This window comes from Streptomyces sp. NPDC001373 (assembly GCF_042895815.1).
GTDB lineage: Bacteria > Actinomycetota > Actinomycetes > Streptomycetales > Streptomycetaceae > Streptomyces.
The window spans coordinates 38,791-61,589 of sequence record NZ_JBIAWQ010000014.1 but is presented as its reverse complement, the minus strand read 5'-3'; the positions used below and the strand labels follow the sequence as shown (position 1 = coordinate 61,589).

At 73.4% G+C, this 22,799-nt stretch carries 23 protein-coding genes; 11 read left to right on the top strand and 12 right to left on the bottom strand.

The window, feature by feature from the left end; genetic code table 11:
- Positions 1–145 precede the first annotated feature (145 nt).
- Entirely contained in the window at positions 146–655 is a 510-nt protein-coding gene (locus ACFY15_RS27160) for a RidA family protein (RefSeq protein WP_366449546.1), read from the bottom strand.
- A gap of 160 nt (positions 656–815) precedes the next feature.
- On the opposite strand from ACFY15_RS27160, the gene ACFY15_RS27155 reads away from it, so the two are divergent.
- Positions 816–1,403 (top strand): GNAT family N-acetyltransferase, encoded by a 588-nt coding sequence (locus ACFY15_RS27155; RefSeq protein WP_390689800.1) that lies wholly within the window; start codon positions 816–818, stop codon positions 1,401–1,403.
- Between the two features lie 287 nt (positions 1,404–1,690).
- Here ACFY15_RS27155 and ACFY15_RS27150 read toward each other — a convergent pair whose 3' ends face one another.
- Positions 1,691–2,059 (bottom strand): hypothetical protein, encoded by a 369-nt coding sequence (locus tag ACFY15_RS27150; RefSeq protein ID WP_390689799.1) that lies wholly within the window; start codon positions 2,057–2,059, stop codon positions 1,691–1,693.
- Positions 2,060–2,191: 132 nt separating this feature from the next.
- Positions 2,192–3,046 (bottom strand): methyltransferase domain-containing protein, encoded by an 855-nt coding sequence (locus tag ACFY15_RS27145; RefSeq protein ID WP_390689798.1) that lies wholly within the window; start codon positions 3,044–3,046, stop codon positions 2,192–2,194.
- A 198-nt stretch (positions 3,047–3,244) separates the two neighbouring features.
- On the opposite strand from ACFY15_RS27145, the gene ACFY15_RS27140 reads away from it, so the two are divergent.
- Positions 3,245–4,099, top strand: coding sequence for an MOSC domain-containing protein (locus ACFY15_RS27140; protein WP_390689797.1), 855 nt, complete (start codon positions 3,245–3,247; stop codon positions 4,097–4,099).
- A gap of 4 nt (positions 4,100–4,103) precedes the next feature.
- Here ACFY15_RS27140 and ACFY15_RS27135 read toward each other — a convergent pair whose 3' ends face one another.
- On the bottom strand, positions 4,104–4,322 hold the full coding sequence (locus tag ACFY15_RS27135; RefSeq protein WP_390689796.1) for a ferredoxin: 219 nt from the start codon (positions 4,320–4,322) through the stop codon (positions 4,104–4,106).
- A 5-nt stretch (positions 4,323–4,327) separates the two neighbouring features.
- Positions 4,328–5,521 carry a cytochrome P450 gene (locus ACFY15_RS27130; protein WP_390689795.1) on the bottom strand — a complete coding sequence of 398 codons (1,194 nt, stop codon included), beginning with the start codon at positions 5,519–5,521 and terminating at the stop codon, positions 4,328–4,330.
- A gap of 111 nt (positions 5,522–5,632) precedes the next feature.
- Between ACFY15_RS27130 and ACFY15_RS27125 the strand changes: the two genes are divergently transcribed.
- Positions 5,633–6,340: a TetR/AcrR family transcriptional regulator gene (locus ACFY15_RS27125; protein WP_390689794.1), complete on the top strand. Its 708-nt coding sequence runs from the start codon at positions 5,633–5,635 to the stop codon at positions 6,338–6,340.
- Positions 6,341–6,682: 342 nt separating this feature from the next.
- On the opposite strand, the gene ACFY15_RS27120 is transcribed toward ACFY15_RS27125, so the two are convergent.
- Entirely contained in the window at positions 6,683–8,722 is a 2,040-nt protein-coding gene (locus ACFY15_RS27120; RefSeq protein ID WP_390826193.1) for a M4 family metallopeptidase, read from the bottom strand.
- 396 nt (positions 8,723–9,118) lie between these two features.
- On the opposite strand from ACFY15_RS27120, the gene ACFY15_RS27115 reads away from it, so the two are divergent.
- Positions 9,119–10,513 carry a S8 family serine peptidase gene (locus tag ACFY15_RS27115; RefSeq protein WP_390689792.1) on the top strand — a complete coding sequence of 465 codons (1,395 nt, stop codon included), beginning with the start codon at positions 9,119–9,121 and terminating at the stop codon, positions 10,511–10,513.
- A 266-nt stretch (positions 10,514–10,779) separates the two neighbouring features.
- On the opposite strand, the gene ACFY15_RS27110 is transcribed toward ACFY15_RS27115, so the two are convergent.
- On the bottom strand, positions 10,780–11,253 hold the full coding sequence (locus tag ACFY15_RS27110; RefSeq protein ID WP_390689791.1) for a tRNA adenosine deaminase-associated protein: 474 nt from the start codon (positions 11,251–11,253) through the stop codon (positions 10,780–10,782).
- 262 nt (positions 11,254–11,515) lie between these two features.
- Between ACFY15_RS27110 and ACFY15_RS27105 the strand changes: the two genes are divergently transcribed.
- Together ACFY15_RS27105 and ACFY15_RS27100 are read left to right on the top strand one after the other, a co-directional pair.
- Complete coding sequence (locus ACFY15_RS27105; RefSeq protein ID WP_390689790.1) at positions 11,516–12,178, top strand: hypothetical protein; 663 nt, start codon at positions 11,516–11,518, stop codon at positions 12,176–12,178.
- A gap of 189 nt (positions 12,179–12,367) precedes the next feature.
- Positions 12,368–13,441: a GNAT family N-acetyltransferase gene (locus ACFY15_RS27100; RefSeq protein WP_390689789.1), complete on the top strand. Its 1,074-nt coding sequence runs from the start codon at positions 12,368–12,370 to the stop codon at positions 13,439–13,441.
- Positions 13,442–13,625: 184 nt separating this feature from the next.
- Here ACFY15_RS27100 and ACFY15_RS27095 read toward each other — a convergent pair whose 3' ends face one another.
- Positions 13,626–14,108, bottom strand: a complete 483-nt coding sequence (locus ACFY15_RS27095; protein ID WP_390826192.1) for an EF-hand domain-containing protein — start codon at positions 14,106–14,108, stop codon at positions 13,626–13,628.
- A 226-nt stretch (positions 14,109–14,334) separates the two neighbouring features.
- Between ACFY15_RS27095 and ACFY15_RS27090 the strand changes: the two genes are divergently transcribed.
- Complete coding sequence (locus tag ACFY15_RS27090; protein ID WP_390689787.1) at positions 14,335–14,697, top strand: carboxymuconolactone decarboxylase; 363 nt, start codon at positions 14,335–14,337, stop codon at positions 14,695–14,697.
- Between the two features lie 401 nt (positions 14,698–15,098).
- Here the strand turns inward: ACFY15_RS27090 and ACFY15_RS27085 are convergent, their stop codons facing one another.
- Both ACFY15_RS27085 and ACFY15_RS27080 read right to left on the bottom strand, forming a co-directional pair.
- Positions 15,099–15,641, bottom strand: coding sequence for a hypothetical protein (locus ACFY15_RS27085; RefSeq protein WP_390689786.1), 543 nt, complete (start codon positions 15,639–15,641; stop codon positions 15,099–15,101).
- A 122-nt stretch (positions 15,642–15,763) separates the two neighbouring features.
- A complete protein-coding gene (locus ACFY15_RS27080; RefSeq protein WP_390689785.1) occupies positions 15,764–16,216 on the bottom strand; it encodes an ASCH domain-containing protein in 453 nt (150 codons plus the stop codon).
- 448 nt (positions 16,217–16,664) lie between these two features.
- Here ACFY15_RS27080 and ACFY15_RS27075 point away from each other — a divergent pair, with 448 nt between their 5' ends.
- Entirely contained in the window at positions 16,665–17,030 is a 366-nt protein-coding gene (locus ACFY15_RS27075) for a hypothetical protein (protein WP_390826191.1), read from the top strand.
- A gap of 161 nt (positions 17,031–17,191) precedes the next feature.
- Entirely contained in the window at positions 17,192–19,219 is a 2,028-nt protein-coding gene (locus ACFY15_RS27070) for an NAD-binding lipoprotein (RefSeq protein WP_390826190.1), read from the top strand.
- A gap of 64 nt (positions 19,220–19,283) precedes the next feature.
- Here the strand turns inward: ACFY15_RS27070 and ACFY15_RS27065 are convergent, their stop codons facing one another.
- On the bottom strand, positions 19,284–19,991 hold the full coding sequence (locus ACFY15_RS27065; protein ID WP_390689783.1) for an SDR family oxidoreductase: 708 nt from the start codon (positions 19,989–19,991) through the stop codon (positions 19,284–19,286).
- A gap of 52 nt (positions 19,992–20,043) precedes the next feature.
- Positions 20,044–20,508, bottom strand: coding sequence for a VOC family protein (locus tag ACFY15_RS27060; RefSeq protein WP_390689883.1), 465 nt, complete (start codon positions 20,506–20,508; stop codon positions 20,044–20,046).
- Between the two features lie 225 nt (positions 20,509–20,733).
- Here ACFY15_RS27060 and ACFY15_RS27055 point away from each other — a divergent pair, with 225 nt between their 5' ends.
- Positions 20,734–21,375 (top strand): DUF998 domain-containing protein, encoded by a 642-nt coding sequence (locus ACFY15_RS27055; protein ID WP_390826189.1) that lies wholly within the window; start codon positions 20,734–20,736, stop codon positions 21,373–21,375.
- A 661-nt stretch (positions 21,376–22,036) separates the two neighbouring features.
- Positions 22,037–22,771 (top strand): alpha/beta hydrolase, encoded by a 735-nt coding sequence (locus tag ACFY15_RS27050; protein WP_390826188.1) that lies wholly within the window; start codon positions 22,037–22,039, stop codon positions 22,769–22,771.
- Positions 22,772–22,799 lie beyond the last annotated feature (28 nt).

Below are 22,799 nucleotides of genomic sequence, written 5' to 3'. Positions count from 1 at the left end.
CCACACCGCGATGCCGCCCCGGCCCTCCGGACACCGACGGGCGGACCGGCGAAAGCGCCGAGGCTCGGCGGCCGTTGTCGGCCACCGAGCCCGCTCCGGTGTGTGCGGAGCGGCCCGCGTGGCGGTCGCCGCGCGGCCCGCTCGGTCAGGAGCGCGGCGAGACCTGGACGATGGCCTCGATCTCCACGAGCTGCTCCGGCACGGACATGTCGCTGACGCCGACGATCGTGTCGGTCGTGCGGTGGTTGCCGACGTACTCCTTGTGCAGCCTGGCGGCCGTGTCGAAGTTCTGGCGGAGGTCCTTGGTGAAGATCTTCATGCTGATGATCTGGCTGCGCGGGACCCGGTAGTGCGCGAGGACCTTGTCCAGGTTGGCGAACGACTGGCGCACCTGCTTCTCGAAGTCGCCGGCGCCGATGAAGTTACCGGCCTCGTCGTGCGACACCTGGCCCGAGATGTAGATCGTGTCGCCGGCCCGGATGCCCTGCGAGTACCCGTAGGACTCCTCCCACGGAACCCCGAACCCGAAGTGGTCCCAGCCCCGGCGTGCCAGGTCCTGCGCACTGGCTCCCTGGAGTCCCGTGACAGTGATCATCGCGGCTGCGATCGCGGCGACCACGGCGCCGATGCCGAACCTGCGCCTTGACTTGGCCATTCCCATCGTCCCTTCGTTCCTGGTGGATCCCGGAGCCCAGACGCTGTCACGACGGAAAGGAGAACCCCTCGAACGGGAATCGCGCGGACGGCTACTCGCCCTTCCCTCCGCGGACTTCGGCGCGGGTCTGTCCGCCGGAGGCCCGTGGCACGATGCCAGGATGATCACCTCACCCGTACCGCCCGTCGTCCCCGCAGGCCGCATGGCCGCGATGGAACAACCCGTGCTCGGCCTCCCCGGCGGTCTGGAGCTGCGTCCCTGGCGCGTCAGCGACGCCGACGTTCTGGTGGCCGCCTCCCGGGAACCGGCCATCCGGCAGTGGAACCGGCTCGTCGTCACGTCGCGGGCGGAGGCGCGCGAGCGGATCGGGCGCATGCACGAGCGCTGGCGGAACGAACAGAGCGCCCTCTGGGCCGTCGCACGGCCCACCGACGGTCAGGCCGTGGGCCTGGCCGGCTGGGGTGACATCGACCTCGCCGGCGGCAGCGCCGAAATCCTGTACTGGATCCTGCCCGAAGGGCGGGGACGCGGCGCCATGGCCGAGGCCACGAAGCGCCTGAGCCAATGGGCCTTCGACGACTTGGGCCTGCACCGCCTCCGGCTGTGTCACGCGGTGGCCAATCCCGCGTCGTGCCGGGTGGCGCAGAAGGCCGGATTCTCCCTCGAAGGCACGATGCGCAGCGCCCTGTTGCACGAGGACGGCTGGCACGACGAGCACCTGCACGCCCTGGTCCACGGCGACATCTGATCCCGCCACGGCCGGTCGGGCCGACTCCGGCGCGGTCGACGTCGTCCGCCGTCCGGCCGCGGGCCAGGACGGCCATGGCGCCGTCGTCGCGCAGGAGGATGTCCCGACCTGGGAACCACCGGACGGGATCGTCCTCCTGGAGGGTGCCGGGCAGGCCGCACCGCGGAGCGCGGGCGCAGACCGCCGTCCCCCACGCGCGGCACCGGACGGCCGCTTCGGCCCGGTACGGCAGGACCGCCGCCTCCTGGGAGACGGCGGTCCGGGTGGGGTACGCGGGAAGGCGGATCCTAGTAGCCCGTGTACCAGACGTAGTCGCCCGACTGCTGCTCGGGGATGTACTTGTCCTGGGACCAGCGGAAGGAGGTGCCGGTGCAGCCGCCGTTGTTGAAGGACTTGACCCTGACGGTCCCCTTCCACCACCAGCCGGCGATCTTGGTCTGGCCTCCGGCGGACACGGTGAAGCACTGGCTGGTGTGGGACCAGTTCTGGTTGTAGCCCTCGATCTGGATCGAGTGGGCCGCGTAGGAGTTGTCCTGGAACGCGATCTGCTGACCGTTGCTGCCGGCGGAAGCGGGGCCGGCCGCGAACAGCAGGGCCGCACCGGCGAGGGCGACAGCGGTGGCCGCGCCGCCGCGCGGGTTGATGCTCTTGAACACAGATATCCCTCCGTTGGTTCCGGACCTCGCAGTCCGGAGCGTCTGCCCATATTATTGATCTTGAATGGTCGCTACCACCGCCCGGCCCCGACGGCGCCCCCCGCGCCCTCGCCCCTCGCGCCGGGCCGCGTGTCAGCGCGCGGTGACCGTATAGGCGGCGAGCGGCCGGTTGCCGTGCGGCTTGGCGACGGCCCGGAGGACGTCGGTCTGGCTCAGGAGGAACTGCCGCACGGGCTCGGGCAGCGCGGCCAGACGCTCCTGCGTTCCGGCCGGGTCGAGGCAGGCGGCGATCTCCCAGTCGCCGTCCTGGAGGCCATCGGTGTCCACCGGCCCGCCGCCGTCGGCCGTCCAGCCGGCCTCGGGCAGGAGCCGCAGCAGCGCCTCGCGGGACAGCGGGGTGCGGACGTTGCCCTCGCCATGCGCACCGGCGGCCTCGGCCTGCCCCTGGATCAGCACGGCGAGGAGGTGCGCCAGCCGGTTGCCGGAGCCGGGCGTCAAGTCCCATTCGGCGAGGCACAGTCGCCGTGCCCACGGCCGTACCCGGGCCATCGTGTCGCGCAGTCGTCCGGGCGACGCGAAGTACCAGGAGCAGTGTGCGAGCACCACGTGGTCGAAGGCGTTCCCGGGGTAGTCCACCGAAGGGTCCAGGACGTCGGTGCCGAAGCGGAAGCCGATGCGCGGCCCGAGAGGCCCCGCGGCGAGCCGGGCCGCCGATTCTCCCAGGGTGACCGGCGCCCCGTAGGAGGGGGCTGCCACGTCGACGGCCACCACGCGTCCCTCGGGTCCGACCGCCTCCGCGAGGACGGCGGTCATGTCCCCCTGTCCGCAGCCCAGTTCGAGGACGGTCGAGCCCGGCTCGATCCGCCAGTCCGAGACCAGTGCGACGCGGTGGCGGGTCTGGGACAGCTGGGCTTCCGGGCTGTGGCCGGCGGCGGCCATGCCGGCCGCGAGCGCGGGGGCCCTGGCCTGGAGGTCCGAGTGGTTCACGAAGTCCTCGGTGGTGCTCGACGGGTCGGTGCGGGCCGATGGTAGGGGACATGCGGGCGGCGTTGCCTCCGATTTCCCGGGAGGGCCGTGGAGGAGCGGCCCGGGCGGCACGGTCCGCCGGAGGACACCCGGGTCCGGCACCGTCCGGACGGTGGAAATCCGGTGGCACGCGGCCGGGGCCGATCGGATAATCCGGCGGTGGGAACTCTCGTGGCGTTGCGCCGGTACCCGGTGAAGTCCATGCTCGGCGAGGCGCTGACGAGCGCCCGGATCACGGAGGAAGGGCTGGCCGGGGACCGGGCGTTCGCCGTGCTGGACGGGGCGGGCGCGGTCGGCAGCGCCAAGCACCCCCGCAAGTGGGGCGCCCTCCTGGACTGCCGCGGCAGCACGGCCGGCCCGGGGGAGGCCCGGGTGGAGCTGCCCGGCGGCGTCGTGCTGCCCGCCGGGGCCGCGGAACTGGACGCGCGGCTGTCCGGCCTGCTGGGCCGCCCGGTGACCGTGTCGGGCGAGCCGCCGGACCACGGGCTGCTGGAGCGTGCGGTCCCCGCCTATGAGGGCGGCATCCCCGAGGTGATGCGCGCCCGGGCCTCCGTGGACGGGACCGGGGAGACCATCACCTCGGGACGGGTCGCCGCGGGGACCTTCTTCGACTTCGGCCGGATCCACCTCGTGACCGCCAACAGCCTGCGCAGACTCCGGCGGAGCCACCCCGCGGGGGACTTCGACCCCGGGCGCTTCCGGCCCAACCTGGTGGTCGACCTCCCCGGCGGGCCGGGGTTCCCCGAGGACTCCTGGACCGGCGGCACCCTGCGGATCGGCCGGGCCCTGTTCCGGGTGACCGTGCCCACGCCCCGCTGCGCGGTCCCGAACCTGGCCCACGGCGAACTGCCCGCAGACCCGGGCATCATGCGCGCCGTGGCCCGCGAGCACCGCGTGCCGGTGCTCGACCTGGGCCGGCTCTCGTGCGTCGGCGTGTACCTGGAGGTGCTGGAGCCGGGCGTCGTCTGGACCGGTGACGCGGTGACCGCACACCCGGTCCGGTCGCGCCGGTGACCGTTCAGTCGGGGCGGGGGCCGATCACGGCGGAGCCGTCGTGCACGGTGATGGCCTGCGCCGGGCACATGTCGGCGGCCTCCAGGATCCGTTCCTGCGCGGCGACCCGGTCGGTGCGCGGCCGTGCGTGGTCGTCCTCGAGCGCGAACACCTCGGGGGCGGTGCCCGCGCAGATGCCCGAACCCAGGCACAGACCGGCGTCGATCCGTACGGTCCACGTCACGCGGCTCACCACCCGACCGGCATGACGCGCGGCCCGCGCACCAGCATCTCGGTCTTCCAGGTGACGTCCCCCGCGAGCTTCAGCCCGGGGAAGCGCGCCAGCAGTCCCCCGAGCGCCTCCTGGAGCTCCATGCGGGCCAGCGGGGCTCCCAGGCAGTGGTGGACGCCGTGGCCGAAACCGATGTGCTGGTTGGAGGGGCGCCGGATGTCGAGGACGCCGGGGGCGGTGAAGCGCAGCGCGTCGCGGTTGGCAGCGCCGAACGCGACGAGCAGCGGGTCCCCGGCCCGGACGAGGGTGCCGCCGACCTCGATGTCCTCGGTGGCGTAACGGGCCTGGCCCGCCCCGCTGCCCAGCGGTACGAACCGCAGCAGCTCCTCCACCGCCCGGTCGATCAGGGCGGGGTCCCGGCGCAGCAGCGCGAGCTGCTCCGGGTGGTCGAGCAGGGTGAGGACGAAGTTGGGGATCTGGGAGGCCGTGGTCTCGTGCCCGGCCACCAGGACCGCCACGCACAGGTCGACGAGCTCCGGCTCGGAGAGACGGTCGCCGTCGCCGTCCCGGGCCTCGATGAGCGCCGTCATCAGGTCGTCCTGCGGGTCCCGGCGGTGCAGCTCGATCAGCCCCGCCATGTAGGCGCGCAGCTCCTCGAGGTTGGCCTCGAACTCCTCGGCCGTGAGCGAGCTGGTCGAGAGCGCGGCGTCGCTCCACACCCGGAACCGCGGCCGGTCCTCGACCGGCACGCCCAGCAGGCGGCAGATCACGGCCACCGGCACGGGCAGGGCGAAGCGGTCGACCAGGTCGACCGGCGGACCGGCCGCCTCCAGTTCGTCGAGCAGGTCCGCGGTGAGCGCGCGCACCTGCGGGCGGAGCTTCTCGACCTGCCGGACGGTGAACGCCTTGGCCACCAGGGACCGCAGACGGGTGTGGTCGGGCGGGTCCATGCCCAGGATGCCGCTGTCGGTGCGGCCCTCGGACTGCCGGGGCTCGTCGTGCGCCGCGGCCGCCGCACGGCTGAACCGGGCGTCGCCGAGCACGAGGCGGGCGTCCGCGTAGCGGGTGACCAGCCAGGCCGGCTCACCGTACGGCATCTGCACGCGTAACAGGCCGGGCCTGTCGCGGGCGCGCTCGTACTCCTCGGCGAGCAGGAGTCCCTCGGCGGTGTTGAAGGGGTAGGCGAGGGGGGTGGTGCCGGTGCTCGTCACGTCGGTCTCCCTGGGTTGTAAGCATCTGCTTACAACCTAGGACGGGCCACCCGGCCGGTCAACGACGCTTTGCGGCCGTTATCCTGGCGGGCCTTCCGAGAGGACGACAGCGTGGACGAATCCCCCCGAACGCAGCCTGTGGAACGCCCCCGCAACGCCGCGGCCACCCGGCTGCGGCTGCTCGAAGCCGCAGCCGAGCTGTTCGCGGAACGGGGTTACGAGCGCACGACGGTCAGGGCGATAGCCGAGCGGGCCGGTGCCAATCAGGCGCTCCTCTTCCGCTACTTCGGGTCCAAACACGGGCTGCTGACCGAGGTCGTGGCGCGGGGCGGCCTGGAACAGCTGCACGCGACCGCGCCGGAGGACCTCTTCGAGACCGCCCTGCGCTCGATGCTCACGCGCAGCGCCCCCGGGGCCGACCGTTCCCTGGAGGTGTACCTGCGGTCCGTCGGCCGGGGGGACGAGGCGACGGCGACCCTGCGGGAACTGGGCGGGGAGTACCGGAAGGTGCTGGCCGGCCTCACCCCCTCGCAGGACGGCGCCCTGCGCGCGGATCTGGCCATGGCCTGGCTGCTCGGGATCGGCCTGATGCGCACGGTCGCCGCGCGCGAACCCCTGGCCAGCGCGGACCCGGAGGCGGTGTGCCGGCTCGTGCTGACCACCCTGGACCGCTTCTGGACGCTGCCGGCGCAGCCCGCGCCGCCGGACGGAGACGACGGTCCGGACGGCGGTCGGGGAGACCGTCCGGCGGCCGGGCCGGCCGGCACGGAGGTCAACCCGTCGGGTACTCCAGGATCCGGCCGTCGACGGTCCCGATGAGCAGGCGCCCGTGAGGGGGCGGATCAACAGCAGCTCGCCTTCGAAGCGGTAGGCGCCGTCGTAACGCCCCGTACCGGCGGCCGACAGGGGGACAGCACTGCCCTCCCCGATGAGCCCGCCCGTGCAGTCCCACTGGCGGACGGGAGCGCCGTTGTCCGTACGCCAGTCGGCGACCTCCAGGCACGTGCCGCTGGATCACGACGTGGGCATGACCGGACGGCGTCGGGCCCGGCGGTCGCCGCGGCACTTCAGTACCGAGGAAGAGTGCGCCGGGGCAGGCGAAGGTGCCCGGAGCCGTGGGGCTCCGGGCACCTGTGTTTCAGACCGTGGCCGGTCGGCCGGTCAGAAGGTGAGCTTGAAGTCGGTGATCGTGCCGGTGTCGGCGGCGCCCTTGTCCTGGACCTTCAGCTTCCAGGTGCCGTTGGCCGCCACGGCCGAGGCGTTCACCGTGTAGGTCTTGTCCAGGTTCGCCGTGGAGTCCGAGGAGGAGTTCTGCAGGCGGAACGAGGTGCCGTTGGGGGCCACCAGGTCGATCTGGAGGTCACCGATGTAGGTGTGGGTGATCTTCACACCGACCTTGAGGGTGCTCGGCGCGTTGCCGGTGACGCCGGTGACGGCGACCGACGAGGTGACCGCGGGGCCGGGGTAGTCCGGGATGGCCACCTGGGTCGTGCTCTCGAAGACCTTGCCCGGGGTCGGGGTGCCGCCGTTGGAGCGGGCGCCGACGTTGACCGCGGCCCAGGCGTCGGTGATGTTGTTGACCTCGGGGCTTCCGGCCCCGTACAGCTCGGTCGCCGCCGCGATCGTGCCGGCGCGGGCACCGGCGTAGTCCGTGGTGGAGTTGAACTTGGTGGTGAGGGCCTTGTACCAGATGAGCTGCGCCTTCTCCCGGCCGATGCCGGTGACGGGCAGGCCGTCGGAGGTGGGCGAGTTGTAGCTCACGCCGTTGACGACCTTGGCGCCGGAGCCCTCGGAGGCCAGGTAGAACCAGTGGTTGGCCGGACCCGAGGAGTAGTGGACGTCGAGGTTCCCGACGCCGGAGTACCAGGCGTCGGCGGAGCCGCCGTCCTTGCTCGGCTTGTCCATGTAGCGCAGCGGGGTGCCGTCGCCGTTGATGTCGATCTTCTCGCCGATGAGGTAGTCGCCGGGGTCGCTGGGGTTGTTGGCGTAGAACTCGACGGACGTGCCCATGATGTCGGAGGTGGCCTCGTTCAGGCCGCCCGACTCGCTGCTGTACTCGAGGCCGGCGGTGGCCGCGGTGACGCCGTGCGACATCTCGTGGCCGGCGACGTCCAGCGAGGTCAGCGGGTCGTTGTTGTTCGTCCCGTCGCCGTACGTCATGCAGAAGCAGCCGTCGTCCCAGAACGCGTTGACGTAGGCGTTGCCGTAGTGGACGCGGGAGTAGGCGGCGACGCCGTCGCCGCGGATCCCGGAGCGGCCGAAGACGTTCTTGTAGAAGTCCCAGGTGACCCCGGCGCCGTAGGCGGCGTCGGCGCCGGCGGTGGCGGCGTTGGAGTTGGCGCCGTTGCCCCAGGTGTCGGTCGACTGGGTGAAGAGCGAGCCCGTGCCGGACGTACCGTGGTTGAGGTTGTACGTCTTGTGGCCGCCGCGGGCCGTGTCGTTCATCGTGAAGCTGGAACCGGACGACGTGGTGCCGAGGGTGACCTGGCCGCTGTAGTGGGTGTTGCCGACACCGGTCTCGATGCCCTGCCACTGGTGGAGCTTCGCGCCCGTCTTGGCGTCGGTGATGACGTGGAGCTGGTTGGGGGTGCCGTCGTCCTGGAGCCCGCCGACGACGGTCTCGTAGGCCAGGGTCGGCACGCCGTTCGCCATCCACACGATCTTGCGGGGAGCGGCGTCGGCCTTGTCGGCCTTGGAGCCGACCGCCTTCGCGGCGTCGAGGGCCTTCGCGGAGGCGGCCGCCGGAGCGTCGGCCGGGGCGGAGGTGGAGACACCCTGCAGCTGGGCGGAGGACGCCTTGCTGACGCTCTGGGTCCGGTCGGCCGCGGTGCGGTTGACGACCAGGTCGCCGCCGAGGACGGGGAGTCCCTCGTACGTGCGCTCGTAGCGGGTGTGGGTGGTACCGTCCTGGTCCTTGACCACGTCGTGGACGAGGAGCTTCTCCTGCGGGCCGAGACCGAGTTCCTTGGCCGTGGCGGCCGTGGTGCTCTGCGCCTTCGCTATGAGCTCGGCGCGCTGGGAGGGGGTGAGCTGCGCGGGGAGCGCGCCCGGGTTGCGGACCTGGCCCTTGGGGGCGGCCGCGTTCGCGGACGGTTCGGGCTGCGCGTTGGCGGTGCCGGCCTGGACGCCGACGGTGAGGAGGGCGGCTGCGGCGAGCAGGGCCCCTGTGGCGGTGGCGTTCCGCCGGTGCGTGGACTTCACGCGGACTCCTTGGGTGTGTGGGGGGTGGAACCGGCGGCCGGGATGAGGCCGGCCGGGCGAAGCGTGTCGATCTCGTCGTGCTGGGGATGTGGAGAGGTTGCCAGCGATCTCCAAGATCGCCATGGACACGTCAGGTATTGGCCGAAAGGCGTCCGGATTTCGCCCTGACGCGTCCGCTGAGCGGACACCCGGGGCCTGTATGGATGGGCTTATTCAGGTCCAACTCGCCCTATTCCGGGCATGACTTGCTGCGAGTCAAGACCATGAATGGCGTCATTCGCGAACAGGTAAAGCGTTCGGCATCAAGCGTCAAACAACCTTGTTCGGAACATGACTTGGCGGGTCTGATCGCGGAGAAGTCGCTTCGAGCGGCGCCACCCCCCAAGGGAGTCCGCAATGCATCCAGCCCGTCGAATATGGCCGCGCGCCGCGGCCACCACGGCCGCGGCAGCCGGCCTCGCGCTCACCGCGGTGGCGGCCGCCCCGGTGACCGGGACCCTGACCGCCTCCGCGCACACCCGGGCGGTCCCGCGCACCGTGGCCCGTCCCGCCGTCGCCGGCCACCAGCTGGTCCGCGCCGTGGGAAGCCCGCTCTCCATCGAGGAGTGCCGGACCAAGTGGAAGATCGCGTGCTACACCCCGCTGCAGTACCGCGCGGCGTACGACCTCAACCCGCTCTACAAGGCGGGCATCACCGGCAAGGGCCGCACGATCGTGATCGTGGACTCCTTCGGCTCGCCGACCGTCCAGCACGACCTGGACGTCTACAGCAGGCAGTTCGGGATACCCAGCACCAAGGTGCAGGTGGTCAAGTGGGGCAACGTCCCGAAGTGGGACCCGAAGAACGCCGACATGCTGGGCTGGGCCGGCGAGACGACCCTCGACGTGGAGATGGCGCACGCGGTGGCGCCGGACGCGAAGATCGTCCTGGTGGAGACCGCGGTCGCGGAGACCGAGGGCACCACCGGGCTGCCGGAGATGATGGACGCCGAGAAGGCCCTGATCGACCACGGCATCGGCGACGTGATCACCCAGAGCTTCGGCGCGACCGAGAACACCTTCCCCGGCTTCGACAAGGGTGACTTCTCCAGCATCGGGAAACTGCGCTATGCCTTCGAGGCCGCCGCCCGCAACCACGTCACCGTGCTCGCCTCCTCCGGCGACGGGGGCGCCACCGACAACACCGCCGACGGAACGGGCTACTACCACGAGCGCGTCAACTCCTGGCCCTCCTCCGATCCGCTGGTGACCTCCGTCGGCGGCACGCAGCTGCACCTGGACGACGCGGGCAGGCGCACCGCCCCCGAGAGCGTCTACAACGACAACGGCGCGGGCGGCGGCGGCCAGTCCCATGTCTTCACCCGTCCGGCCTTCCAGAACGGCGTGAAGAACGTCGTCGGCGGACGGCGCGGCACCCCGGACATTTCGATGGCCGCCGCGGTCGACGGCGGAGCGTGGCTCTACTCCAGCTACGACCCGGCGGCCACGGGCTGGGACGTCTCCGGCGGCACCAGCGAGTCCAGCCCCCTGTTCGCCGGCATCGTGGCCCTGGCCGACCAGGCCGCGGGCAAGCGCCTGGGCGACATCCACGAGGCGCTGTACCGCCTGTACGGGCGCTCCGCGTACGACCGCTCCACCGGCATCGTCGACGTCAACGACGGTACGGACAACAGCTACCAGGGCGTCACCGGCTACACCGCGGTGAACGGCTACGACATGGCCACCGGCGTCGGCACCCTGGACGCGGCCCGCTTCGTGCCGGCGCTCGCCCGCGAAGGGCGCCGCAGCTGACGCTGTGCCACGGCCGGCCCGTTTTCTGAAGGTCGGTGCGTCGCCCCGGGCGGGGGACGCGCCACCCGTCCGGGCCGGCCGTGGCCTGGCCCTGCCGCCGGTACGCGCCCCCGGTCAGCGACGCCTCATGGAGGACGGCGGCACGTCGAAGGCGCGGATGAAGGCGTAGGGGAAGGCCGCCGCCGCCCGCCGCGGCTCCCTGCGCCCGTGTTCCGCTGATGGCGACGGACACCGGGCGTTGGCGATCCCCGGACCCCGTGAGGACCTCAGGCCGTCACACGGTCGAACTCGGCGGAGAAGCCGCACCGCTCCGCGATCAGCCGCAGCTGGTCGTCCGGCAGGCGGTCCGGCCCGGACAGGACGGCGGCCATGCCCTCGGCGGTGAGCCCGAGGCCGGCGACGATGCCCAGGTCCCCGGCCGGCCGGCCCTGCGGTGCGTCGGCGTCGGGAGGGCCGGCGCCGAGGGCGTCGAGGGCCTGCGCGGCGAGCGTGTGCCGGTGCGCGGCCCGCGCGTCCGACAGGAGGAGGGCCGTACCGGCCGGAGCGGAGCGAAGGACCAGGAAGAACGCCTCGTCCGCGTTGAAGAACCCGAACACCGTGTCCGCGGCCCCCTCGCCGCGCACCGCGGCGATCGCTTCGTCGAGGCCCGTGAGCGCGGTGCGGTCCAGTCGTTTGCAGTGCCGGCGGCCGTCCCGTTGGACGACGGCGACCGCGTACCGGTGGTTCCTGTGTTCTGTCACGGCCCCACAGGTGCCCCGTCGGCGCACCCGATAGCCATGGCGGGGCCCGTCGTGGCCCGCACGGAGCACACCACCGGGGCGGGCCGGCCGGGCTCGGCGGGCAAGGCTCCCGCACCGCAGCCCGCGGCGAGGACGCGCGACGCCCCGCGCACCGGCGGCCGCGGGCGACTGACTCCGCGTCGGAGGCCCCGGACGGCCCCGGACACGGCTGTCCTACGATCACAGGGAGGTACCGCACGAGGAGCGAAGGAGCGCCACCGCAATGGAGATCGAGAGGCCGGGCAGGCCCGAGAACCTGCCGGCGGCCGAACTGCTCTGGGCCCGCTGGGCCCTGGCCGCCGTCCTGGAGGCCACCGAGGAGGCGGAGCAGACGCCGCGCGTCCACCGCACCGGCACCTGGATCGACGAGCAGGGGCTGCACCTCGACGACTGCGGCTGCACCTGGTGGACCCTCGCGCCGATGGGTCCGGGCCGCTACGTGCTCTACGGCGAGGACGAGTCCAGTGGCGTCAAGTGGCACAAGCCCGCGATCGACATGCTGGCGCAGGCACCGGAATGGCTGCCCTTCGACCGGCTGCGGGGTCTTCTGGAAGGCTGGGAACTGGGCTGCGTCTACTGGTACGAGAACGGCAGCTGGGCCCGCGCGCCCTACCCGGAGGGCCTGTCGGACGACGGACTCGACTGCGGCATGAGACGCTTCGCGGTGCGCGAGGAAGCCCTGAGCCTGCTGGTGCACTCCGACCGGGGCCTGCCCCCGGGGCGGGCGGCGGAGCTCCTGGCGGCGGCTGAGGCGTACCGCCTCAGCGCCCCCGAGATCGGGGCGGCGCTCGAGGAAGCGGACGAGGAAGCGGACGAGCACGCGCCGGAGGACCGGCGGGCCGCACTGCGCGCACTGGAGCACGCCGGCCTGTCCGCCCCCCACTGACGCCCGCCGGCCTGTCCGCCCCCACTGACGCCCGCCGGACTCCGGGCGCGCGTCGGCCGGGCCGCGGGCCGACGGCCGCCCGGAACGCCCGGTCCGCGCACCCCGACATCGGCGACGGCCCCCGTCGTCCCGTGATCGCGGGGCATATCCACTGGCCGGGCCGCGGGTGGTGACCCTAGGGTTCAGCCCATGACGATCATGACCCCCCATGCCGTGGACCGGTCCGTGTCCCTCACCGCACAGGCGCTCCGAGGGGTGGCGCACCTCGACTGGTCCACCCCCGCCGCCGGGCTGGAGTGGAGCTGTTACGACACCGCCGTCCACATCGCGGGCGATTTCACCGCGTACGCCGCCCAGCTCACGGGGCGCGCGACCGGCGCGTACGTTCCGTTCGAGATCAGCGCGGACCCCGGCACCACCCCCGACGGCCTGATCGAGGTCATCGAGGCCACCGGAGGCCTGCTGTCCGCCGTCGTGGCCGCGGCCCGCCCGGAGGACCGGGCCTGGCATCCGTACGGTATGGCCGGCGCGGACGGTTTCGCGGCCATGGGCGTCGTCGAGACCCTGCTGCACACCCACGACATCCTGGGCGCCCTGGGCGTCCACGACTGGGAGCCCGACGCGGCCCTCTGCGAGCAGGTCCTCGACCGGCTCTTCCCGCAGGCGCCGCGCGCCGCCGCCGCTCCGTGGCCGACCCTTCTGTGGGTGACCGGCCGGGCCGAACTCGCGGACCTGCCCCGCCGGCCGGTCTGGCGCTGGTACGCCGATCCCATCGCCGCGGGCCGCGTCGTCCTCTGCGAGATCTCCCCCCAGGTCGCCGCCGATCTCCACGCGGGCGGCACCGGCGGCTTCGCCTGGGCCGCGGACGGCCCCGGCGAGGGAACCCGGGTCGCGTCCGGGATGGTGCTCAAGGCCAGGGAGCAGGGCACGCACCGCCCGGGGTGGGGTCCGTACGCCATCGTCCGGACCGAGGACCGGCGCGCCATCGGCGGGATCGGGTTCCACGGGGCCCCCGACGCCGAGGGGAACGCGGAGATCGGCTACGACCTCGTACCGTCGGCCCGCGGCAACGGCTACGCCACCGACGCGCTGAGCGGCCTGGCCGCCTGGGCCTTCGCGCAGCCGGGCGTCACCGCGCTGCACGCCTCGGTCGACGCGGACAACGCCCCCTCCCACGGCGTGGTCGGCCGGGCGGGCTTCGAGCGGACCGGCTCCACCGAGGAGGACGGCGTCCGCTACGTCCTGCGGGCCGCCCGGGGCTGACCGCGTCGGGGGAAGCCGGCCGACGGCAGCCGGCCCGTCGACCGGACGGCGGCCCGCAGGCCGATCGGCCCCCGGCTCATCGGCCCCCGGCTCATCGGCCCATCGGCCCATCGGCCCCCGGTCCATCGGCCCCCCGGCCCACCGGGCCGGATCCGCGCCCCGGCGCGGATCCGGCCGTGGCGCCTCAGGCCCGGCCGAGCAGGCCCGCTCCCGCGGAGCCGTCGGACCGGGCCGTGAAGAACGCACAGAACGCGGCGACGAAATCCTCCTCCTCGACCTGTCCGTCGCCGTCCGCGTCCATCGCGCGGAACCCGTCGTTGAGTTCGGCCGGGTGTACCCTCGGCCCTCCGAACAGCGCGCGGTACTCGTCCGCCCCCAGGTGGCCGCTGCCGTCGGCGTCGGCGGCGCGGAACAGGGCCCGCACCGCCGGTACGAGGCCCTTCTCCAGGTACGCCGGGTCACGGTCCACGCCGGCCGTCATCGCCGACACGAACTCGCGGCAGTCCACACCCCCGTCGCCGTCGGCCGCTTCCCGGAGCTGTCGCCACCAGCCCTCGAACGCGGCGTAGAGCTCGTCCTCCCGCTCGGCGGGGAGCCGCGGCGACGGCGGGATGTCGGGTAACGCGGTGCGCGCGTGTCCTGGCGCCGAGACACGGAGCGAGTTCATCACCGCGGCATCCACCCTCCTGGCCACCGAACTGCCCGCCCGCTTCACCTTCGGCGCGGGCGGCCGTGCGACCTGGCGGCAGCACACGCAGTCTGCGTCCGGCGTGCGGCACCGGGGGGACGGTGCCTACGCTTGACGGGTCACCGCCGGGCAGCGGGGGGACCCCTGCACCAATGGGGTGGTGGTCCGGCTCCCCGCTGCACAGGAACCGGAAGGCGGCCCTGTCATGGCTACTGCACCCGCATTCGACACCCCCGTCCTCGACACCATCGCCGCGATGACGATCGACTCGCTCGAGCACTGCCACATGGACGAGCGCACGATGATCATCAGCCGCATCGCCGCGCTCGTGGCCATGGACGCGCCCGCGATCTCCTACCTGGCCCACATCAACCCGGCGGTCAAGGCCGACTTCACCGTCGAGCAGCTGCAGGACCTCCTCGTCGCGATCGCCCCCGTCGTCGGAACGGCACGCGTCATGTCCGCGGCCGGGCACATCGCACAGGCCTTCGGCGTCGCCCTCGAGCTCGCCGAGAGCGAGGCCGAGGCGATAGCCCAGGCCGAAGCCGCCAGCCGCACCATGTCCTGAACGTTTTCCCGCGCTCTGCCCGAGAGCCGTCGCGGCTCCGGCGACACCGACACCGCACCGCGGTGTGCCGCGCGTCTCCCGTACCGGCAGCCCCTGCCCCCCGTGGCAGTGAGCAGGCCGGGGTGAGGGAATGCCGTCACCGGGAACGCGCGGCCACCGGCCCCCCGTCGCACCGAGCGGGGGCCGTCGCCCTCGGCGACCACCGCAGCCCTCCTCGCGGTCCCCACCGCCACGCGGCGTAGCCGCGGATGAACCCCTCGACGAGCAGCGCGAACGCGGCCGCGATCGCCGACAGACGCCGGTCCTGGGCGCGCGCGACACCACCGCGGGCACGGGCCGGGGCAGGGGCGGACGCGAAGCGGAAATCCTCGCGGCCCTTCCGCCGTGGGGGCGGTCCGCTGCTACGCCGGGGTCCGTCGGGGCCGCGGTCCGGCGTCCAGGATCGCCCACCAGGCGTGGCCGTCGTGGCCGGTGTGGGTGCCGCAGGCCTCGACGGTGCGGAGCAGCGCCACCTCGGTGGGCACCCGCCCCCTGTCGCCGCCGTCCCCGTCGGTCCGGTGGCTGAGGGCCATCACGAGGATCCTCGCGTCCTGGTCGGCGAGGTGGACGCTGACGCGTTTCCCGCCGGCCGCGACGGCCGCCCCGACCAGGCCGTGGACGGCCTTGAGAAAGTCGTGCTCGTCCAGCCGCGGGTAGCCCCAGGGGGCGACGGCCAGCGCGGCCTGCCCGGCGGCCTTCCGCGGCGCCCACCGGTCCGAGCGGAAGGCCAGCACGCGGGCCCGCCGGCCGGTGACCACGAGCCGCGGCGCGAGCCCGGTGGCGGACGGCGGCCTCGTCGCCGGCTGCGGCCACGGAGCTTCGACTGGCGTCCTGAGCGGGGGTGACGACGGAGGAGCGGAACCCGACGGAACCTGCGGACCCTTGGATTCCACCATCTCGCTCATACCCCGCCACGGTACTCCGCCCGGCCCTCGGAGCGCAGCGGTACGTTGCGGATTCCGGGAGGGTCCGGAGCCGATGACAGGCCATCACCACCACGCTTCCGCCGCCCCGTTGGCGGAAGCGGTCAACCCGTCCTGCGGAAGTGGACGACGGCGACCTCATCGGTCGACGCGATGTCGGGGTAGTGGAACCGCAGCCTGTCCCGCAGCTCGGCGAGATCGCGAAACCCGTCGGCGACGGCGTCGTCCCCGGTCAGCTCGTCCACGCTCTTGGAGGTGATCCGCGTGACCACTCCGGGCAGCACCACCTCGTCTTCCAGCTCGAACACCAGGTCCACCGGACCCGGCTCCACCGGGTCGCGGAACCGTACCGTGGTCGTCTTCCGCCCGGTGCGCACGGCATCGAGATAGGCGGGATGGAAGTGCAGGGCCTGTACCGCGGCCGGACGCCGTGCGCCGCGCAGGGCCGCCGCCCCGGCCGTGTCCACCTCGCCGTCACCGTCGGCCTCGACGAGGCGCTGGGCGAACTCGGCCCGCCCCAGGCCGTCTTCCGTCGGCGGATGCATCGTGCTGTCCATCCGGCAGACCTTACAACGGGTGGCCCGACGACGCCCCGCCCGGGAAGGCGAACCGGCGCCGGTGTGGCCGTGCGCGAAGCCCTGCCGGGGTCGGCGAGGCCGAGGGAACCCGCGGCGCCGCTGTGGCCGGAGGCGCCGGCGCCGAGGGAGGGGTAGCGCCTGCCGTAGCTCTGGAGGCCGAGGCCGGACGCCTTCGCCGTGCCGCCCGCGAGGTCCGTGGCAGGTACACCGTCCAGCGGGTCCGCCTGGCGGCGCGCCCCGGGCATCGGCCTACCCTGGGCCCTGCGCGTGCTGCGCGACGCGGCGACGGCCGCCGTCCACGACGCCCGCCCCGGCGACGCCGCCGGCTACCTGCGCCGCGCCCTGGACGAACCGCTCTCCGACGACCGGCGGCCAGCGGCTGCTGACCGAGCCGGGCTCCCTGGAGTACGCCTCGGCCGGCGGCGCGGTGGCGATCGCCCGTCTGGCGGAGGCACAGCACCTGCCGGCCGCCCCCCGCGACCGGGTGCGCGCGGCCGTCGCCCTCGGCACGGCCCTGGTCGGCCGCGGCGAGGTCACCACCGCACTGGAGGTGCTGCGGCGCACCGAGGGCAGCCTCGACGGAGACCCGGGCCTGACCCGCACCGTGCGGACCGCCACCGCCCTGCTGTCCGACGCCGACCTCGCGGCCCGGCAGGAGACCTACCGCCGGCTCACCGAGAGCGGGGAGCGCGCGCCCGAACGTGTCGGCACCGCCGGCCGGGCCCTGCTGGTGCGGGGGCCCGCGCCGGCGGCGCCCGGCACCCGGGCGGACGACCTGCGGACCCCTGTATGACGAAAACAGGGGCGAATCGTCACGCGTAGGGCGGAGTTCACGGCTGCGCCGCCCGGGTGCGTGTCCCCCTCACTAACCTGGAGACCGCACAAAACCGCCGATGCCGGGCAGAACGCAGCTCAGCGTCCGCTCCGGCATCCCAGCCGAGCGAGGAACTCCGGTTGACGGGACGCAGGACGACCACCCGACGTGCGGGCCCCGCCTGGCCGCGGGTGCGCTACTGGTTCGACACCATCGTGGCCCGTGGGACCGCCGTACTGATCGGCTGGCTCACCCTCATGTGCCTGGCCGTCGTGGTCCCGGCCAGCGCGGCCCTGGTGTGGGCCAGACGGGACGGGCCCACCACCTGGTCCGAGCAGGTCGTGGCCGTGTGGGTGAGCGTGGGCCAGACACTGAAGATCGGCGGCGCTGTCGGCAGCCCCCTGTACGTGCTCATGTCGGTCCTGCTCGCCCTCGTCGCCCTGCTGTTCGTCTCCACGCTCGTCGGCCTCATCACCAACGGCCTCAACGACAAGGTGCTGGACCTGCGCCGCGGCCGCTCCACCGTCCTGGAGACGGGGCACACGGTGCTGCTCGGCTGGTCCGACCAGGTGTTCCCGATCATCTCGGAACTGGTCGAGGCCAACTCCAACCGGCGCCGGGCCGCCATCGCCGTTCTCGGCCCCAAGGACAAGGCCGAGATGGAGGACGAGATCGCCACCGCCGTCGGCCGGCTCGGCCGCACCCGGCTGATCTGCCGCAGCGGCGTCACCACCGACCCCGCGGTCGTCTCCCTCGTCGGCCCCGCATCGGCCCGCGCCGTCCTGGTCCTCACCCACGAGGGCGAGGGCGGCGACGCCCACGTGGTCAAGACGCTGCTGGCCGTCGAGGCGGCCGTCCGCGGGCGGGGCCGCCCCGCCGTGGTCGCGGCGGTGCGCGACGGCCGCCACCGACGCGCCGCGGAACTCGCCGCGGGCAGCCGCGGCCGGGTGCTGGACATCGAGGACGTGACCGCCCGGCTCATCGCCCAGACCTCCTGCGAGCCCGGACTCTCCCTCGTCTACCAGGAACTGCTCGACTTCGAAGGCGACGAGATCTACACCGTGGCGGACCCCTCCCTGGCCGGACGCACCTTCGGCGAACTGCTCCTCGCGTACGACACCTCCAGCGTCATCGGACTCCTGCGCTCCGGCGGGGGCCGCGTCGAACTCAACCCCGCCGCCGACAGCGTCCTCGGCGCCGGCGACCGCGTCGTCCTGATCACCGCGGACGACGACACCGCGACCCCGGCCGCCGGGCCGCCCGCCGTGGACGAGGCGGCCATCGTCGCACCGCCCGGGACGCCCCGGCCGGCCGAGCGCTTCCTGCTGCTCGGCTGGAACCGCCGTGCCCCGCTCATCATGGAACAGCTCGACGCGTGCGCCCCGCCGGGATCCGTCCTCACGGTCATGGCGGAGGGCGCGGAGCTCCTCCGCGAGGCAGACCGCTGCGCCCTGGCACCGGGCCGGCGCATGCACGTCGACGTCCACAACGGCGACATCACCGATCCGCGCGTCCTGGACGACCTGGACGTCCTGTCCTTCGACCGGGCCGTCGTCCTCGGATACGACCACCAGGACACCGCCCCCGGGGCGCTCACCGGCGACGACAGAACCCTGGTGACCCTCCTGCACCTGCGCGCGCTGGAGGAGGCCGCCGGTCGCGAACTGGCCGTCGTGACCGAGATGACGGACGACCGGAACCGGCTGCTGGCTCCCGCCCGGGAGGGCGCGGACTTCATCGTCGGCGGTCGGATCATCAGCCTCCTGATGACGCAGATCGCGGAGAACCGGCACCTCGCCACCGTCTTCGACCGTCTGTTCTCGGCCGAGGGCGACACCCTCCACCTGAGGCCCGCGACAGGGTACGTCCGGCCCGGCCGGCCCGTCGCGTTCGCCACCGTCGTGGAGTCCGGCCGCCGCCAGGGGCACTGCGTCATCGGCTACCGGCTCCACGACGCCGTCGCCCAGGGCCCCTCGTACGGGGTGCGGCTGAACCCCGACAAGCGGGAGCGGCAGGCCTTCGGCCCGGAGGACGCGGTGATCGTGCTCGCCCCGGCCACCGGGGCCACCCCGCCCCGCGAACGCCGCCGCACCGTCCCCGGAGCCCGTACCGACGGACTCCCGCCCCGCCCCCCGGGGCGGGACGAAGTCCCGGACGGCGCCTGGTGACACGACCGGGCCCGGGGCGGCGGCGTCCGCCCGAACGGGGTGGACGTCAGCCGAGGCGGGCCTCCTACCAGGCCAGGGGTTCGCCGTCCCTGAAGAAGCCGCCGGTGGGGCCCGAATCGGGCAGGGTGGCGGCCCAGACGACGCCGGCGGCGCCCTGCTCGACCGGTGCGCCCCCCGGCCCGCCCATGTCGGTGGCGACCCATCCCGGACAGACGGCGTTCACCAGGATCCGCTCGGCGCGCAGTTCGTCGGCGAGCTTGCGGGTGAGGGCGTTGAGCGCCGCCTTCGAGACCCCGTAGGCGGGGGTCCCGCCGGACATGTGCTCCAGAGCACCGGACTCGCTGGACACGTTCACCAGACGGGGCCGGGCCGAGCGGCGCAGCAGCGGCAGGAACGCCTGCGCGGTGCGCCAGGCACCGAGGAGGTTGGTCTCCAGGGTGTGCCGGACCTCGTCGAGGTCCACGGAGACGGCCCGCCTGTCGGTGTCGTAGTTGACGGCGGCGTTGTTGACGAGGACGTCGAGGCGTCCGAACTCCGCCTCCACACCGAGCGCGAGGGCACGGACGCCCTCGGCGTCGGTCACGTCCAGCCGACGCGGCAGCAGTCTGCCGGGCACTGCGGGGGCCAGGTCGGCGACGGCTCGCTCGGCGTCCTCCTGGCGGCGGGCGCACAGCAGGACGGTGTGCCCGAGTGCGGCGAGCTGACGCGCGGTCTCCCGGCCGATTCCCCGGTTGGCCCCGGTGACCAGCGATACCGGTGCGGCGGTCTTCATCTTCTCTCCTCTGCCTGGTCGGGTCGGGGCAGCAGGCGTGACGGACCGCTGTTCAGCGGAAGAGTCCCGCCGCCCGGCGGGCGATCTCGGCCGGCTCCAGGTCCTCCAGATGCGTCAGGAAGATCCACACGTGCCCGAACGGGTCCTTCAGTATGGCCGTCCGATCGCCGTGGAACTGGTCGGTCGGCGGCTGGAGGAGTTCCGCGCCGGCCGTGACGGCCCGACGGGTGAGCGTGTCGACATCGTCGACGAAGACGTGCAGGGCCACCGTGGTGCCGCCGGCGGGGGCCGGGGCTCTGAAGACGGGCGGCTCGGCATCGCCCAGCATGAGGGTGGACCCCTGGATACGGACCTCGGCATGGGTGATGCGACCGTCCGGGCGGCCGAGGCGGAACAGTTCCTCGGCGCCGAACGCCTCGGCGTAGAAGTCGATCGCGGCGGCGGCGCCGTCGATCACGATGTGGGCGACGACGGCATTGCGGTAGGCCTCGGGAACGACGGTTGCGGTCATGGGAATGTCCTCCTGGTCCGGCGTGGTTGCCGATGACCGCGACGATAGGAACTCAACCGAAGTTGAGGTCAAGTACGGATCGGGGAGCCGCGGTCCGCGCACTCCCGCGCCCGCGCCCGCGCCCGTGGTAGGGCCTGCCCCACCCCCCTTCCTGGGGCTGGTCGGAGTGCCCGGGACCGGCACCGCGTGATCGGCTGTCCGCAGGCGAATCGTGTGGCGGAGGGTGGACGGGTGAGGGTCCGGATCGGGTACTGGGCGTGGATCGTGGGGGTGGTCCAGTTCTTCGTCGTGCACTGGGTCGCCGAGTCGGCCTGGTCCAGACCGTACGGCTGGGCGCGGAACAACATCAGCGACCTGGGCAACGCGCACTGCGCCTTCCAGCCGGAGCCCGAGCCGCAGTACGTCTGTTCCCCCGAACACGGCCTGATGAATGGTTCCTTCGTCGCCCTGGGGGTGCTGGTCGTCGTCGGCGCCGTCCTGACCGGCGGCGGGCTGTGGCGCCGGGGCCCGGCCGCCGCCGTGGGCCGTCTGGGGCTCGCGGCGGCCGGTAGGGGATTCGTGCTGGCCGGGCTGGCTCCCGCGGACGTCAACGAGAACCGGCATGTCCTGGGCGCCCTCCTCATCATGGCGGTGGGCAACATCGGCCTCGCCCTGGCCGGCTTCGGCCTGGCGGAACGCACACCGCCCGCCCTGCGGCGGGGCACGACCCTGATGGGATGCGCAGCGATCGTGGCCTTCGGGCTCTTCCTCTCCCATCGCCACCTCGGTCTCGGCATGGGAGGCATGGAACGGCTCGCCGTCTTCCCCCTCCTGATCTGGGCGCTGGCCGTCGCCGTTCGCGGCATCACCCGCCACCCACAGGCCGTGCAGTAGCCTCGGCCGACCCCCCTCAACCGGGTCACCCTCCACCCCGCGGAGCGGGACGGCCGGGACTCCGCGGGCCGCTGGTCGCCGACCTTCGTCAGCGGCGGGCTGGTGCGTCGGACCCTCGCTCCGGACGGGTCGTTCCGCCGGCGAGGAGCGCGGCTACGGCGGAGACCACGACGAGGAGCGACTTGCGCAGGGGGATCAGGGCAGCCATGGCCGGTTCCTTCCGAGACCGCCGGGCGGCGCTTCCGCCCGGTCCGTTGCCTCCATTTCGCCGGACCACGGCCCCACGGGCATGCCCCGAGGACGCGTGACGTGCACCGGGCCGCCGCGTCCGGCACAATGCCTGGCTTTCCGGTCCCCCATGGCGCCGCGGCGACGCGTCCGGGCAGGTGAGAGCCGGGACGGCCGCGTCAAGGAGTCGGGCGGTGACCCTCAGTGCACGGACAGTCGGGCAGAGGTGGACGTCGTGGCGCCGGGCGGAACCGCTGCGAGAACTCGTTTGGCGTACCACCGCGGCACTGCTAGGTTTCGGGCAGCCGTGCCAGAGAACGAGGAGGTGGTACCCGTGAACGCAGTATCGACATGGGTGCGCTCCTCCGGGGTCACGGTCGGGCGGTAGGTCGCCCGGGAGCGCCGTTCAGCAGCACTCCCGAAAGGCACGACCATGCGCTTCACTTCTGAACAGCACCTCGACGACGGAGTCCTCGAGCGTGGGTTCACCCTCGGCGAGATCCCCGGCATCCTGTGGACCCCCGTGTCCGCGTCCGCACCGGTGCCGCTGATCCTGCTCGGCCACCCCCCGCTCGGACTGCGCCGGATGTACCCCCGGCTGGTGGCCCGGGCCCGGCGCGCCGTGGCGGACGGTTTCGCCGCAGCCACCATCGAGTTGCCCGGGAGCGGCGACCGTCCCCGATGGGCCGCCATCGAGGAGGCCCGCGCGAACCTGCGGCGGGCGATCGAAGCCGGCGAGCCGGTCGGCGACGAGATCGTCGACGCCCTCGTCCTCCCGCTCGTCGACCGGGCGGTCCCGGAATGGCAGGACGCCCTCGACGCCCTGCTGGCGCTGCCCGGGATCGGCGGCCCGGTCGGGTACTCGGGGGGAGTGATCTCCATCGGCGTCCGCCTCGCCGCGGTCGAGCCGCGCATCGCGGCCGCCGGACTCTTCGCCGGGAGCTTCGTACCCCGCGCCGTGTTCGAGGAGGCGCGACGGGTCACCATCCCGCTGCACGTCCTGTTCCAGTGGGACGACGAGGGGAACGACCGGCAGGCGTCCCTGGACCTGTTCGACGCCTTCGGCTCCGAGGAGAAGTCCCTCGACGCCAACATGGGCGGCCACACCGGCGTCCCGGAGTACGCGGGGGACGCCGCGGCCCGGTTCTTCACCCGGCACCTGAAGTGAGGCCGGGCCGACAGGCCGTCAGCAGACG

Excerpts from the sequence above, each read along its gene's own strand:
- ACFY15_RS27160 (WP_366449546.1), bottom strand. The coding sequence starts at position 655 with ATGGCCAAGTCAAGGCGCAGGTTCGGCATCGGCGCCGTGGTCGCCGCG.
- ACFY15_RS27155 (WP_390689800.1), top strand. The coding sequence starts at position 816 with ATGATCACCTCACCCGTACCGCCCGTCGTCCCCGCAGGCCGCATGGCC.
- ACFY15_RS27115 (WP_390689792.1), top strand. The coding sequence starts at position 9,119 with ATGCATCCAGCCCGTCGAATATGGCCGCGCGCCGCGGCCACCACGGCC.
- ACFY15_RS27105 (WP_390689790.1), top strand. The coding sequence starts at position 11,516 with ATGGAGATCGAGAGGCCGGGCAGGCCCGAGAACCTGCCGGCGGCCGAA.
- ACFY15_RS27100 (WP_390689789.1), top strand. The coding sequence starts at position 12,368 with ATGACGATCATGACCCCCCATGCCGTGGACCGGTCCGTGTCCCTCACC.
- ACFY15_RS27095 (WP_390826192.1), bottom strand. The coding sequence starts at position 14,108 with ATGAACTCGCTCCGTGTCTCGGCGCCAGGACACGCGCGCACCGCGTTA.
- ACFY15_RS27090 (WP_390689787.1), top strand. The coding sequence starts at position 14,335 with ATGGCTACTGCACCCGCATTCGACACCCCCGTCCTCGACACCATCGCC.
- ACFY15_RS27085 (WP_390689786.1), bottom strand. The coding sequence starts at position 15,641 with ATGAGCGAGATGGTGGAATCCAAGGGTCCGCAGGTTCCGTCGGGTTCC.
- ACFY15_RS27080 (WP_390689785.1), bottom strand. The coding sequence starts at position 16,216 with ATGGACAGCACGATGCATCCGCCGACGGAAGACGGCCTGGGGCGGGCC.
- ACFY15_RS27065 (WP_390689783.1), bottom strand. The coding sequence starts at position 19,991 with ATGAAGACCGCCGCACCGGTATCGCTGGTCACCGGGGCCAACCGGGGA.
- ACFY15_RS27050 (WP_390826188.1), top strand. The coding sequence starts at position 22,037 with ATGCGCTTCACTTCTGAACAGCACCTCGACGACGGAGTCCTCGAGCGT.